Annotated in this window: 9 protein-coding genes; 3 read left to right on the forward strand and 6 right to left on the reverse strand. The window is 72.3% G+C overall.

Translation table 11 applies throughout. From position 1 onward, the window contains the following. Nucleotides 1-163 precede the first annotated feature (163 nt). Nucleotides 164-3,028, reverse strand: coding sequence for a putative bifunctional diguanylate cyclase/phosphodiesterase (locus ACZ7LT_RS20685; RefSeq protein WP_471237518.1), 2,865 nt, complete (start codon nt 3,026-3,028; stop codon nt 164-166). A 324-nt stretch (nt 3,029-3,352) separates the two neighbouring features. Then, nucleotides 3,353-4,303, reverse strand: a complete 951-nt coding sequence (locus tag ACZ7LT_RS20690) for a 2-hydroxyacid dehydrogenase (protein ID WP_471237519.1) — start codon at nt 4,301-4,303, stop codon at nt 3,353-3,355. 75 nt (nt 4,304-4,378) lie between these two features. Between ACZ7LT_RS20690 and ACZ7LT_RS20695 the strand changes: the two genes are divergently transcribed. The 3 genes from ACZ7LT_RS20695 to ACZ7LT_RS20705 all read left to right on the forward strand — a co-directional run bounded on the left by ACZ7LT_RS20695 (nt 4,379) and on the right by ACZ7LT_RS20705 (nt 6,925). Further along, the gene (locus tag ACZ7LT_RS20695) at nt 4,379-5,380 is read left to right on the forward strand and encodes an aldo/keto reductase (protein ID WP_471237520.1); all 1,002 of its coding nucleotides are present in this window, start codon (nt 4,379-4,381) and stop codon (nt 5,378-5,380) included. Nucleotides 5,381-5,548: 168 nt separating this feature from the next. Then, the gene (locus ACZ7LT_RS20700) at nt 5,549-6,709 is read left to right on the forward strand and encodes a PQQ-dependent sugar dehydrogenase (RefSeq protein WP_471237521.1); all 1,161 of its coding nucleotides are present in this window, start codon (nt 5,549-5,551) and stop codon (nt 6,707-6,709) included. Nucleotides 6,710-6,721: 12 nt separating this feature from the next. Continuing rightward, on the forward strand, nt 6,722-6,925 hold the full coding sequence (locus ACZ7LT_RS20705; protein ID WP_471237522.1) for a DUF6191 domain-containing protein: 204 nt from the start codon (nt 6,722-6,724) through the stop codon (nt 6,923-6,925). Here ACZ7LT_RS20705 and ACZ7LT_RS20710 read toward each other — a convergent pair. The 4 genes from ACZ7LT_RS20710 to ACZ7LT_RS20725 all read right to left on the reverse strand — a co-directional run bounded on the left by ACZ7LT_RS20710 (nt 6,922) and on the right by ACZ7LT_RS20725 (nt 13,115). After that, the gene (locus ACZ7LT_RS20710; RefSeq protein ID WP_471237896.1) at nt 6,922-9,948 is read right to left on the reverse strand and encodes a helix-turn-helix transcriptional regulator; all 3,027 of its coding nucleotides are present in this window, start codon (nt 9,946-9,948) and stop codon (nt 6,922-6,924) included. The genes ACZ7LT_RS20705 and ACZ7LT_RS20710 overlap by 4 nt on opposite strands. A gap of 58 nt (nt 9,949-10,006) precedes the next feature. Beyond that, entirely contained in the window at nt 10,007-10,180 is a 174-nt protein-coding gene (locus ACZ7LT_RS20715; protein WP_471237523.1) for a hypothetical protein, read from the reverse strand. 159 nt (nt 10,181-10,339) lie between these two features. After that, nucleotides 10,340-10,897 (reverse strand): GNAT family N-acetyltransferase, encoded by a 558-nt coding sequence (locus ACZ7LT_RS20720; protein WP_471237524.1) that lies wholly within the window; start codon nt 10,895-10,897, stop codon nt 10,340-10,342. Next, entirely contained in the window at nt 10,875-13,115 is a 2,241-nt protein-coding gene (locus tag ACZ7LT_RS20725) for an MMPL family transporter (protein WP_471237525.1), read from the reverse strand. The genes ACZ7LT_RS20720 and ACZ7LT_RS20725 overlap by 23 nt, the downstream gene beginning before the upstream one ends. Between the last annotated feature and the right edge of the window lie 116 nt (nt 13,116-13,231).

The following is a 13,231-nucleotide window of genomic DNA, read 5'->3' on the forward strand; positions in this document are numbered from 1 at the left end:
GCCAGTGCAACAAAAAACCCCTCGTGCCGTGAGGCAAGCGAGGGGAGCGCGTCGGTGCGTTTCAAGCCGGGCCGTCAGGGCCCCTGCTTCAGCCGACGCGCTTTCCAAGTACGAGAATTCGGGTGCGCATGGCAATGACCCTCCCCCTCACGCCCGGGCACTGTCAAGTGGGTGGGACGGGCGTCTCATTATTTGAGCGGATCGGGGGAAGGGATCCGCCACTCAGGACAGGCAGGGCGACGCCGCCGGGGACCGGGTACTCGTCGCGCACGAGGGCGCGCCGCAGCCGGTACTCGTCGAGCGGTCCGGAGAAGGCCATCCCCTGGCCGTGGGTGCAGCCCATGGCCCGCAGGGCCAGGACCTGCTCGGGCAGGTCGACGCCGTCGGCGACGGACTGCATCCCCAGATCGCGGGCGATCCGCAGCAGGCCGCTGGTGATCTTGTGGAGCCGGGCGGACTCGACCACCCCCTCGACGAGCCCCCTGTCCAGTTTCAGTACGTCGACGGGGAGGCGGCGCAGCGCGTTGATGGCCGCGTAGCCGCTGCCGAAGCCGTCCAGGGCGATCCGTACGCCGAGCCTGCGCAGCGCCACGAGGCGGTGCTCCAGCTCGTCGAAGGAGATCCGGGGATCGCTGTCGGCGAGCTCGATCATCAGCGCCCCGGAGGGCAGGCCGTGCCGCGTGAGCAGGGCTTCGATGGAGTTGAGCGGCAGCGACTTGTCGAGGAGGCGGCGGGCCGAGAGGCGGACGGAGACGGGCGTGTGATGGCCGAGCCTGGCCCGCTCGGCCGCCTGCTCGACGGCCTGCTCGAGGAGCCAGCGGCCGAGCTCGGCGGTGCGGTCGGCCTCGGGGGTCTCCGAGGCGTCGGCCACCCGCATGAATTCGGCCGGGGTGAAGAGGATGCCCTGGGCCGAGCGCCAGCGGGCCTGGGCGGCGACCGCGGAGATCCGTCCGGTGGCCAGATCGACCACCGGCTGGTGGAGCAGCGCGAACTCTCCGTCGTGGAGAGCCGTGCGCAGCCGGGCGGCCAGCTCCGTCCGGCGTACCACTTCGGCCTGCATCTGCGGAGCGTACATCTCGACCCGGTCCTTGCCGGCAGCCTTCGCGCGGTACATGGCCAGATCGGCGTTGCGCAGCAGGTTCCCGGCGCTGATGCCGGGCTCGGCGAAGGCGACGCCGATGGAGGCGGCGACCCGGACCTCGGTGCCGTCGACGCGGTACGGCTGGGAGAGGGTGAGCCGGAGCCGGTCGGCGATCTCGTGGACCTGGTACTCACGGGCGGACCGGTCGCGGCCACCGTCGCCGAGGATGAGCGCGGCGAATTCGTCGCCGCCGAGCCGGGCGGCGGTGTCCCCGGCCCGTACGGAGTCCTGGAGGCGGCGGGCGGCCTGGATGAGGAGCTCGTCGCCGGCCTGGTGGCCGAGGCGGTCGTTGACGCCCTTGAAGCCGTCCAGGTCGATGAAGAGGACGGCGGTGCCGGCGTCGCCGGCGCGGCGGCCGCCGAGGGCCTTGCGGACCCGTTCGGTGAACAGGGCGCGGTTGGGCAGGTCGGTGAGCGGGTCGTGTTCGGCGTTGTGCCGCAGCTGGGCCTGGAGGCGGACCCGTTCGGTGACGTCCCGGCTGTTGAAGATCAGGCCGCCCTGGTGGCGGTTGACGGTGGACTCGACGTTGAGCCAGTCGCCCGTGCCGGAGCGGAAGCGGCATTCGATGCGGGTCGTGGGCTCCTCCGAAGGAGGAGCGGCCAGAAACCGCCGTACTTCGTGGACCACGCTGCCGAGGTCCTCGGGGTGGATGAGCGAGGCCAGCTCGGAGCCGATCAGGTCCTCGGCCTCGCGGCCGTAGACACCGGCGGCGGCCGGGCTGACGTAGCGCAGTATGCCGGTGGGCGCGGCGATCATGATGACGTCGCTGGAGCCCTGCACGAGGGACCTGAAGTGGTTCTCCTTCTGGGCCAGTTCATGGGTCAGCGCGATGTTGTCGAGCAGCATGATGCCCTGGCGTACGACGAGGGCGAGGACGACCGTACAGCCCGTGAAGACCACGACGCGGTCCACTCTGCGCCCCTCGACCACGTTGTAGAGGATGCCGAGCGTGCAGACGGCGGCGGCGAGATAGGGCGTGAGTGCGGCGAGCGAGCCGGCGATGGGGCGGCTGGTGAGGCGCTGGCGCTGCGGTCCCGGCATCTCGGTGCGCCGTACGCCCCAGGGGGCGTAGGCCAGGATCAGCGAGCCGGCGAACCAGCCGGCGTCCAGGAGCTGGCCGGAGCTGTAGCTCTCGCGCAGCAGGGGTGAGGTGAACAGGGCGTCGCAGAGCACGGTGAGGGCGAGTCCGGCGATGGCGGTGTTGATGGCGGACCGGTTGGTCTGGGAGCGGCGGAAGTGGAGGGCGAGCACCATGCTGACGAGAACGATGTCGAGCAGGGGGTAGGCGAGCGTGAGCGCGGCGCGGGCGACGGGCTCTCCGTCGATGTGCGCGGTGTGCGCGAGGGCGAGGCTCCAGGAGAGCGTGAGCAGGGAACCGCCGATGAGCCAGGCGTCGAGCGCGAGGCAGACCCAGCCGGCGCGGGTGACGGGCCTCTTGGCGAGGACGAGCAGTCCCACGATGGCGGGCGGGGCGAACATCAGGAAGAAGAGGTCGGCGAGCGAGGGGCTCGGGACGGGGCGGCCGAGGACGACCTCGTACCAGCCCCAGACGGCGTTGCCCGCGGCCGCCATGAGGGACGAGAAGGAGAAGAGCAGCCAGGCCGGCCGGAACCGGCTGCCGCGCGCGCGTGAGTAGAGCAGGCAGGAGAAGGAGGCGACGAGGGCGGCCGCGCTGAGCCCGAAGTCCCCCATGATCAGGGAGAAGTAGGGCGATCCCCAGCCGAGCAGCGCGCCCAGGGCGTAGCCTGCGCAGACCCCGGCGAGCATCAGCTGGGCCGTCAGCCCGCTCAGGGGCCCGCCCGTGCCGTCCGCGCCGCCCATGGCGCCGCCGGGGCCGCCGGCTCCTGCGGCGGCCGGGCGGCGGATGAGCGCTCCCGGGGCGCTCACGGGGACACCCCCGCGGTGGTGTCCGGGTGTCCCGGTCGGTTCGGTCGGTTCGGTCGTGTCCGTCGGCGCGCCGGCACAGCACGCGAGGGTTCCCGACGCAACTCCCGCGTCGGATCTCCGGTCCTTCGGCCGTTCTTCACCCGTCGCCCCCCTCGGAATCTGATGGCCCGTCATGTTGCTCCCCGGCGTCATCCCGCACTCGACGCGGTCCCCCGCTCGGGACGATACACCAGGACCGTCACTCAGGGACAGGGTTGCTCTACGCTCCGTGACGATCATCAGAGTTACGGACACTCGGCGCACCGGTACGACTGCGGAGCGTGGCTACCCCGTCGTCAGTACGACGTTGCGCAGCGGCTCCCCCGCGGCGAACCGGGTGAGCTGCCCGGCCAGCAGGCGCTTGGCGCGGGGCATGAACGCCGAGGTGGAGCCGCCGACATGAGGGCTGATGAGAACACCGGGAGCGTGCCACAGAGGATGGCCGGACGGCAGCGGTTCCGGGTCGGTGACGTCGAGGGCCGCCGTGATCCGGCCGCTCTCCGCCTCGGCGAGCAGGGCCTTGGTGTCCACGACCGGGCCGCGCGCCACGTTCACCAGCAGGGCGCCGTCCTTCATCCTGGCCAGGAACCCGGCGTCGGCGAGGTGGCGGGTGTCCGGGGTGAGCGGTGTGGAGAGCACCACGACGTCGGCCTGCGGCAGCAGCGCGGGCAGATCGGCGAGTGCGTGCACCGGACCGCGCTCGGTGGTGCGGGCGGAGCGCGCGACGCGCACGACCCGCGCGCACTCGAAGGGCGCGAGCCGGTCTTCGATGGCGGCGCCGATCGATCCGTACCCCACGATCAGCACGGACTTGTCGGCGAGCGCCGGGTAGAAGCCGTCCCGCCACTCCTCGGCGTCCTGGCCGCGTACGAAGCCGGGGATGCCGCGCAGCGAGGCGAGGATCAGGGCGAGGGTGAGCTCGGCGGTGCTCGCCTCGTGGACGCCCTTGGCGTTGCACAGCCGTACGCCCGCGGGCAGCAGGCCGAGCCCCGGGGTCACATGGTCGATCCCGGCCGAAAGTGTCTGCACCACACGCACGCCGGACATCGCGTCGAGCGGGCGCACCGCGATCTCGGTGCCCTTCATGTACGGGACGACGTAGAAGACGCAACGGGCGGGATCGGCAGGGAAGTCGGGGCCGCCGTCCCAGAAGCGGTAGTTCAGGCCCGCGTCGGCGGGCGCGGGGAGGCCGTCGATCTCGTCGGCCGGAATGGGGAGCCACACATCTGCAGTCATGGCCTGGAGGCTATGCGAAGGATCCGGCCGCCCATTGGTTACTTTGGGGAGCGGAACAGGGAGGGGTACGGGGAGTTGGAGCGCAGGACAATCGGGGCGGCGGCGCTCGAAGTGGGTGCGGTCGGCCTCGGCTGCATGCCCATGAGCTGGGCCTACACCACCTCCCAGCAGCGCGGCGACCGTTCGTTGCGGGCGGTGCACGCGGCGCTCGACGCGGGCTCGACCCTGCTGGACACGGCCGACATGTACGGGCCGTTCACCAACGAGCTGCTGATCGGCAGGGTGCTGAAGGAGCGGCGGGCCGACGCGTTCGTCTCGACCAAGTGCGGCCTGCTCGTCGGCGACCAGCACGTCGTGGCCAACGGCCGGCCCGGCTATGTGCGCCGGGCCTGCGACGCTTCGCTGCGACGGCTGCAGACCGAGGTGATCGACCTCTACCAGCTGCACCGGGCGGATCCGGAGGTGCCCGTCGAGGAGACCTGGGGCGCGATGGCCGAGCTGGTGACGGCGGGCAAGGTGCGGGCCCTGGGGCTGTGTGCCGTGGGGGCGCGGGCGGCCCGGCGCGGGGATGCCCGCGGGCTGTATGACGGAACGATTCGCCAGCTGGAGCGGGTGCAGCAGGTCTTTCCGGTGAGCGCGGTGCAGGCGGAGTTGTCGGTGTGGTCGCCGGAGGCGCTGGCCAGGCTGCTGCCGTGGTGCGAGGCGCGGGGGGTGGGGTTCCTCGCGGCGATGCCGCTGGGGAACGGCTATCTGACCGGGACGCTGACGCCCGGCGGGGGCTTCGAGCCGGACGATCCGCGGGCCCGGCATCCCCGCTTCACGGCCGAGATGATGGCCGCGAACCAGCCACTGGTGGCGGGGCTGCGGCGGGTGGCCGCCCGGCACGGCGAGGACGTCACTCCGGCGCAGGTGGCGCTGGCGTGGGTGCTGGCCCGGGGGCGGCATGTGGTGCCCGTGCCGGGGGCCAAGCGGGAGCGGTGGGTGGTGGAGAACGCCCGGGCGGCGGCGCTGGAGCTCACTGCGGAGGACCGGGCGGAGATCGCGGGGCTGCCGGCGCCGCGGGGGTCCTGGGACTGATCGGGACGGTCGGCGGAAGGCGGGAACCTGATCCGTTCGAGCGGTGTATGAAGAGTGGAAGAGCTGAGTGGAAGGCTTGAGCGGAAGGCCTGATGGGCGCCCGCTCGACACCTGCTCGGCATCTGTTCGGCGGCCCGACTCCGCCGCGCTGTGGAAGGGATCAGAACTGTGCAACGTCCTGCTGTGACGGCCTTGTTGGCCGCCGCCCTGCTGGTGCCGGTGGCCGGGTGCGCGTCGGGCGACGGCCCGGCCGGGCCGGCCGCCACGAGCTCCGCGCCGCGCGGCTCCGCCCCCGCCTCCACCCCGCCCGTACCGGCCCGCTCCGCGCCGCCCGACAAGGGTTCGGCGACGGTGGTGTCCACGCTCACGAAGGATCTGAAGTCGCCGTGGGGCCTGGCGGCGCTGCCGGACGGGGATCTGCTGGTCTCCTCCCGCGACGAGGGGACGATCACCCGGGTCGACGCCGAGACCGGTGGGCAGACCCTGCTCGGTTCGGTGCCCGGGGTGGCGCCGGCGGGCGAGGGCGGACTGATGGGCCTCGCGGTCTCGCCCTCGTACGCCTCGGACCATCAGATCTACGCCTACTTCACCACCGAGTCGGACAACCGCATCGCGCGCATGCTGCACGACGAGCGCAAGCCGGCCGGGCAGCAGCTCGGTGCGCCGGACACGGTGCTGCGGGGCATCCCCAAGGGGACGGTCCACAACGGCGGACGGATCGCCTTCGGCCCGGACAAGATGCTGTACGCGGGCACGGGCGAGACCGGTGACACGGGGCTGGCCCAGGACAAGGCGTCGCTGGGCGGGAAGATCCTGCGGATGACGCCGGACGGGCAGCCCGTGCACGGCAATCCCTCGGCGGACTCCGTCGTCTACTCCTACGGCCACCGCAATGTGCAGGGGCTGGCCTGGGACGCGGACAAGCGGCTGTGGGCGGCCGAGTTCGGGCAGAACACCTGGGACGAGCTGAATCTGATCGAGCCGGGGAAGAACTACGGCTGGCCGGAGGTGGAGGGCAAGGGCGCCAAGCCCGGGTTCGTCGATCCGGTGGCCCAGTGGAAGACCTCCGAGGCCTCGCCGAGCGGTATCGCCTACGCCCAGGGCTCGATCTGGATGGCCGGGCTGCGGGGCGAGCGGCTGTGGCGGATCCCGCTGTCCGGAGCGGAACGTTCTGCGGAGCCCGAGGCGTTCCTCGGAGGGAAGCACGGCCGGTTGAGAACGGTCCTGGCCGCGGGGGGCAATGCCCTGTGGCTGGTGACCAGCGAGACGGACACCCGGGGCACGCCCGAGCCCGGTGACGACAAGATCCTCCGGTTGGAGGTGAAATGAGGGGCGGCAGCGATGTTCAACCTGATGGAGGAGCTCTTCGCGCCCGGGCGCAAACACACCCGTGACGAAGAGCGGCGCCTGGCCCTGACCAGGGAGGACCTGGGGGACAACGACCCCTCGCGCGGGCCGATAGACCTCTCCTCGGGGAAGGTCACGATACGTCCGGCTGCCTCCGGGACGGGCGGCCCCGACCCGGAGGACGAGGGCCGCTCCTAGCTCGCCTCCTGGAGGAGATGGAGGCGGTGCGCCATCGCGGCGGCCTCGCCGCGGCCGGCGACGCCGAGCTTGGCCAGGATGTTGGAGACATGGACGCTCGCCGTCTTCGGTGAGATGAAGAGCTCCTCGGCGATCTGGCGGTTGGTGCGGCCCGCCGCGACGAGGCTCAGGACGTCCTGCTCACGGGGGGTGAGGCCGAAGCCGTCCTCGTCGGGGGGCGTGGCGGGTTCGCCGGCCGCCAGGGAGAGACGGGCCCGGGCGGCGAGCAGTTCCAGGCTTTCGCGCAGCGGGCGGGCGCCGAGGTGGACGGCGACGAGATGGGCCTCGCGCAGCAGCGCGGCGGCCTCCTCCCGGCGGCCGCCCGAGGCCAGGAGCGCGTCGGCCCAGCGGTGCCGGGCCCGGGCCAGGTCGTAGGGGCGTTCCAGGGGGGCGAAGGCGACGGCGGCCTCGGCCCAGCGGTCGGGGTCGTCGTGGCCCTCGGCGCGGGCCAGTTCGGCGGAGACGGACAGGGAGTGGGCGATCCAGACCGCTTCCGGAGTGGGGAGGGACTTGGCGATGGAGCGGATACGGGACAGGGCCTCGGCGCGGCCCCCGGCGGCGGCCGGCAGCCCGCGGGTGTCGGCCTCGGCGGTGACGGCGGCGAGCAGCAGCGGCCAGGCGTAGCGCTGGCTGCCGGGCGGGAAGCCGGCCTCGGCGCATTCGGCGAGCAGGGTCCGTACGTCCCCGAGGCGCCCCTCGGCGGCGGCGATGCTCACGGCGACCCGGGCCATCGGCAGGGTGTACTGCATCTGGGGATCGTGCTTGCCGAAGGCGGCGTGGGCGAGTTCCAGGAGCTCGGTGGCGGTGGCCAGTTCGCCTCGGGCCTCGGCGAGCTGGGCGAGCCGGAGCGCGGCGGAGCCGCGGGGCTTGGCGCTGTAGGCGATGCGCTGGAGCCGCTGGGCACCGTCGAGGGCCTCGTCCCAATGGCCGAGGGATATCTGGGACTCGGTGAGGTTGGACAGGATCCAGCCCTCGTGGTCGAGCAGGCCCCAGCACTGGGTGAGCTCGATGCCTTCGCGGGCGACCTCCACGGCCTGGCGGGAGCGTCCGACGCCTTCCAGGCTGTTGGAGAGGTTGGTCCGGGACCGGGCCGCTTCGCTGATCAGGCCGAGTTGCACGGTCCGGTCGCTCACGGTGGCCATCTCGGCGAGTCCGCGTTCCACGTCGCCGGCGTCGACCATGACGGCGCCGAGGGTGAGCCGGGCGTTGAGTTCCATCTCCTCGGCCTGGACGAGCTGGGCGTATTCGACGGCTCGTTCGGCGGCGGCGAGGGTCTCCGGGCCGGGGGCGTGGAGCATGCCCCAGCCGGCGGCGCTGGCAAGCACCTGGGCGTGCACGGCGGACGGGGGCAGGCCGCGGACGAGTTCCTGGGCGGTGGCGATCTCGGCCCAGCCGTCGCCGCGGGCGAGACCGGAGACGAGCCGGGAGCGCTCGATCCAGAACCAGGCGGCGCGCACGGGGTCGTGGTCGTCGCCGTTCTCCCCTTCGAGGAGGCGCAGCGCCATCTTGACGATCTTCAGGGCGCGTTCGCGTTCGCCGCAGAGCCGGGCGGCGACGGCCGCCTCGGCGAGCAGGTCGAGATAGCGCAGCGGGGTGGTGGCGGGGTCGCAGCCGCAGGGCGGGTAGGCGCCGGCGTAGTCGATGGGCCGCAGACAGGCCCGTACGTCCGCGGGGACGTCGTCCCACAGCTCCATGGCCCGCTCCAACAGGCGGAGTTGCTCGGCGTAGGCGTGGCGCTTGCGGGCTTCGACGGAGGCGCGCAGGACGACGGGGAGGGCCTTGGCGAAGTCGTGGGCGTGGTACCAGTAGCTGGCCAGACGGGTGGCCCGCTCGTCGTCGCGGACGAGGGAGGGGTCGGCCTCCAGGGCTTCGGCGTAGCGGCGGTTGAGGCGGGAGCGTTCGCCGGGCAGCAGGTCGTCGCTGACGGCCTCGCGGACGAGGGAGTGGCGGAAGCGGTAGCCGTTGCTGTCCGGGGCGGCGATCAGGATGTTGGCGCCGACGGCGGAGCGCAGGGCCTCGATGAGGTCGTCCTCGGCGAGCCGGGCGACGTCGGCGATCAGGTCGTACTCGACGGTGGAGCCGCCTTCGGCGACGATCCGGGCGACTTTCTGGGCGTCCTCGGTGAGTTCCTCGACGCGGACGAGGAGCAGATCGCGCAGGGAGTCGCTGATGGTGCCGGAGGCGCAGCCGCTGGTGTGGCAGACGACGAGTTCCTCGACGAAGAAGGCGTTGCCGTCGGAACGGCTGAAGATCTCGTCGACGAGGGCGGCGTCGGGCTCGGCGGCCATGATGCCGGTGAGCTGGCGGTGCACCTCGGTGCGGGTGAAGCGGGACAGCTCGATGCGGCGGACGGTGCGCAGCCGGTCGAGTTCGGCGAGGAAGGGGCGCAGCGGGTGGCGGCGGTGGATGTCGTCGGCGCGGTAGGTGGCGATGACGGCGAGCCGGCCGCGGCGCAGGGTGCGGAAGAGATAGGCGAGCAGGTGCCGGGTGGAGGCGTCCGCCCAGTGCAGGTCCTCCAGGACGAGGACGACCGTACGGTCGGTGGCCAGGCGCTCCAGGAGCCGGACGGTGAGCTCGAAGAGCCGGGCTGTGCCGGTCTCGTGGTACGCCTCCTGGCTTCCGGCGTCGCCCAGTTCGGGCAGCAGCCGGGCGAGTTCGCCCTCCTGTCCGGCGGCGGCGGCGGCGAACTCCTCGGGCAGGCGGCGGCGCAGGGCGCGCAGCGCGGTGGAGAAGGGCGCGTACGGCAGTCCGTCGGCGCCGATCTCGACGCAGCCGCCGACCGCGACCACGGCGCCACGCCCGCAGGCCTCGTCGAGGAACTCCTCGACGAGGCGGGTCTTGCCGACCCCGGCCTCGCCACCGATCAGGAGCGACTGGGGCTCTCCTGCGGTGGCGCGGGCCAAGGCGTCGGTGAGGGTGGTCAGTTCACCGGCTCTGCCGACGAACACGGGGCTGACGGACGTGTTCTCCACGCCGCCGAGCATCGCACAGCCTTCCGCATGTACGGCAGCCGAGATCGGGACGACCGTCGCCATGACCGGGTCACGCGGCCCGGGTGAAGGCGCTCCGCGACCGGCTCACCCGCCCCTCCGCCTCTTGCCTGGCGGACCGGCGCTGGGCGCGGCGGGCCTTGCGGAACTGGCCGGCGAGGCGCTCGGCGTCGGCGCGGGCGATGAGCTCGGCCTGGTTGATGCGGTGCAGCTCGTACTCGAACATCGTGTTCTCCCTGGGTGAGGTTTCGCCTTCGCGATGCCTCTACTTTCGTCTCCCAGGGGGTGCGGTCACATCGGGTAGGTGCCGCATGTTCGGGGACCGGGGTGCCTTAGTCGGCGGCCCGGGGTCTCACGTACGGGCTAAGGCCCTGCCCAGGGCGCCTTAGGCGGCCCGGGCGGCGCGCCATTCGGGGGCCAGGACGGACCAGATCTCGGTGTCGCCGCGGACCCCGCGGTGCACGTCGTTGCCGCGCAGGAGGCCTTCCCTGGTCATGCCGAGCCGCTTGGCGACGTTGATGCTGGCGGTGTTGAGGGGGGAGACCTGCCACTCCACGCGGTGGATGCCGCGCTCCTCGACCGCCCAGTCGATGATGACCCGGGCGGCCCGGGTGACCAGGCCCTTTCCGGCGGCCGTGGGCTCCAGCCAGCAGCCCGCCTCGGCGGTGCCCTGGCCGATGTCCATGGTGCGGAAGAGGACTCCGCCGACGAGGGTGCCGTCGGTCCAGATGCCGTAGATCCGGCCGGTGTCGGTGGCGGCCTTCTCGGCGTACCGCTGGAGGAAGGCGCGGGAGGAGTCGAGGTCGTGGCAGACGTCGGCGAGGGCGACGTAGCGGCCGATGTAGTCGCGGCCGCGGTCGAGGTGGGCGAGGTACTCCTCGGCCCGCCAGGGCTCCAGGGGCCTCAGCTCGGCGCCGTCGTCACCCAGCGATATCGCGAACATCCTCGATCTCCTCCGTGGGAACCGTCAAAAGCTGCCCAGGGATCTTCGCACGGGCGTGGGCCGCTTCGCGGCTCTCGGGCGGTTCGATGCTGATGCGCGGCAGACGGCGGTCCAGCCAGCGCGGCAGCCACCAGTTGGCGCCGCCGAGCATGTGCATCAGGGCGGGGACGAGGAGCGTACGCAGGACGAAGGCGTCCAGGGCGACGGCGGCGGCGAGCGCGATGCCGAACATCGCGATGACCCGGTCGCCGGAGAGGACGAAGGCGAGGAAGACGGAGATCATGATGACCGCCGCGGAGTTGATCACACGGCTGGTCTCGGCCAGGCCGACCCGGACCGCGCGGCGGTTGTCGCCGGTCTCCAGCCACTCCTCGTACATCCGGCTCACCAAGAAGACCTGGTAGTCCATGGAGAGTCCGAAGAGCACCGAGACCATGATCACGGGCAGGAAGGGTTCGATCGGGCCCGCGCTGCCGAGGCCGAGCAGTTCGCTGCCCCAGCCCCACTGGAAGATCGCGACGACGATGCCGAAGGAGGAGGCGACGGCGGCCACGTTCATCAGGGCGGCCTTGAGAGGGATGCCGAGGGAGCGGAAGGCCAGCAGGAGCAGCAGGCAGCCGAGGGCGATGACGACGCCGACGAAGAGGGGCAGCTTGCCGATGATGATCTCGGCGAAGTCGTCGTAGGAGGCGGTGAGGCCGCCGACGTGGACGTCCAGGCTGGTGCCGTGTTCGGCGGTGGGCAGGACATCCTGGCGGAGCCGGTCGACGAGGTCGCTGGTGTCCTGGGACTGGGGTGAGGACTCCGGTACGACGGTGAGGACCGCGGTGTCGCCGGAGCTGTTGTAGGCGATCGGGGAGACGGTCTCGACGCCGTGGGTGGCGCGCAGCGCGTCGGGGAGCTGGCGCAGGGCGAGCCGGTCGTCGGCTCCGTCGAGGGTGGCGACGAGGGTGAGGGGGCCGTTCACGCCGGGGCCGAAGCCGTCGGCGAGCAGGTCGTAGGCCTGGCGGGTGGTCGCCGTGGCGGGGTTGTTGCCCTGGTCGGAGGTGCCGAGGTGGAGCGAGAACGTGGGCAGGGCGAGGACCAGCATGACCACGGCCGCGACGGCGCCGAGGAGCTTGGGGTGGCGCTCGACGAAGGCGGCCCAGCGGGCGGCGAAGCCGGTGGGCAGTTCGGGCTGCGGGCCGTGTTCGGCGAGGTGGCGCCGCTCGCGGCGGGAGAGGGCCCGCGGGCCGATGAAGGAGAGCAGCGCGGGCAGCAGGGTCACGGACGCGGCGACGGTGAGGACGACGGTGAGACAGGCCGCGATGGCGACACCGTTGAGGAAGCTGAGCCGCAGTATCAGCATCCCGAGCAGGGCGATGCAGACGGTGGCGCCGGCGAAGACGACGGCCCTGCCGGTGGTGGCGACGGCGTTCTCGGCGGCTTTGGGGACGCTGAGGCCGCGTTTGAGGCCCTTGCGGTGGCGCGTGACGATGAAGAGGGCGTAGTCGATGCCGACGCCGAGGCCGATGAGCATGCCGAGCATCGGGGCGAAGTCGGCGACGGTCATGACATGGCTGAGGAGCCCGATCCCGGCGTAGGCGGTGCCGACGCTGACCAGTGCGGTGGCGATGGGCAGCAGGCTCGCGGCGAGGGAGCCGAAGGCGAGGAGCAGGACGGCGGCGGCCACCACCACGCCGACGGCCTCGGCGATGTGCCCGCCGGGGGCCTCGGTGAGCGCGACGGCGGTGCCGCCGAGCTCGACCTGGAGACCGTCGCCCTCGGCCGCCTTGGCGGTGTCGACGAGCGCCTGTGCCTGGGTCTTGGGGATGTCGTCGGCCTGCTCGTGGAAGGTGACGACGGCGTAGGCGGTGTGCCCGTCCTCGCTGATCCTGCTCGCGCCGCCGGGGCCGTCGTACGGGCCGACGACGGAGGCGATGCCGGGGAGCTCGGCGACGTCGTCGAGCATGTCGGTCATGCGCTCTTCGACGGCGGTGGCGCGGACGCTGCCCTGGTCGGTGTGCCAGACGATGGTGTCGGTGTCGCCGCCGGCGCCCTGGAAGCCCTCCTCGAGGAGGGCGGTGGCCCGGCCGGACTCGGTGCCGGGGGCCTCGTAGTCGTTGGAGTACGCCGCTCCGGCCACGGCCGCCGCGGCGGTCACGCCGCCGAAGGCGGCGAGCCAGAGCAGGACGGCGGCAAGACGGTGCTTGATGCACCACCGGGCAATGGCGGCCAAAAGACGGGCTCCCTGGGTGGTTCGTGGATCTTTACCGGGAAGAGCCCGCAAAGAACGCATGACCTGGCGCATGACCTGACGCATGAGCTATATACGCCCACTGTCGCAGGCAAACG

The organism is Streptomyces sp. NPDC039465 (assembly GCF_055639315.1).

Coding starts and splice junctions, on each gene's coding strand:
- ACZ7LT_RS20705 (WP_471237522.1), top strand. CDS start 6,722: ATGTTCAACCTGATGGAGGAGCTCTTCGCGCCCGGGCGCAAACACACC.
- ACZ7LT_RS20690 (WP_471237519.1), bottom strand. CDS start 4,303: ATGACTGCAGATGTGTGGCTCCCCATTCCGGCCGACGAGATCGACGGC.
- ACZ7LT_RS20710 (WP_471237896.1), bottom strand. CDS start 9,948: ATGCTCGGCGGCGTGGAGAACACGTCCGTCAGCCCCGTGTTCGTCGGC.
- ACZ7LT_RS20720 (WP_471237524.1), bottom strand. CDS start 10,897: ATGTTCGCGATATCGCTGGGTGACGACGGCGCCGAGCTGAGGCCCCTG.
- ACZ7LT_RS20715 (WP_471237523.1), bottom strand. CDS start 10,180: ATGTTCGAGTACGAGCTGCACCGCATCAACCAGGCCGAGCTCATCGCC.